This window comes from Lyngbya aestuarii BL J, from assembly GCF_000478195.2.
GTDB lineage: Bacteria > Cyanobacteriota > Cyanobacteriia > Cyanobacteriales > Microcoleaceae > Capilliphycus > Capilliphycus aestuarii.
Genome location: NZ_AUZM01000395.1, coordinates 1 through 358, shown reverse-complemented (window position 1 = coordinate 358; position 358 = coordinate 1). Strand labels below are relative to the sequence as shown.

General features: G+C 41.1%; 1 pseudogene. It reads left to right on the top strand.

Features of this window, described 5'->3' with window-relative positions:
• Nucleotides 1-153: 153 nt before the first annotated feature.
• Nucleotides 154-358, top strand: a pseudogene (locus M595_RS32810) (F0F1 ATP synthase subunit beta); the annotation flags it as partial.

The following is a 358-nucleotide window of genomic DNA, read 5'->3' as shown; positions in this document are numbered from 1 at the left end:
TCGAGTTCTAAAATGTTATCTCCAACGGTTGTTGGGGAACGGCATTATCAAGTGGCTCAAAACGTGCGACAAACCCTAGCAGGTTATGAGGATCTTAAAGATATTATTGCGATGTTGGGGATAGAATAACTTTCGCAATCTGACCGACAAACGGTGGCTCGGGCGAGGCGGTTAGAGCGGGTTTTTAATCAACCTTTTTTTACCACAGAACAGTTTACCGGGGAGAAGGGGAAATTGGTGATGACAGAGGAAGAAATAGAAGGATGCGATCGCATTCTTAATGATGAATTTTCTGATTATTCCGAGCGTTCTCTTTATATGATTGGTAAGATTGATGAAGCTCAGAAAAATAAAAATA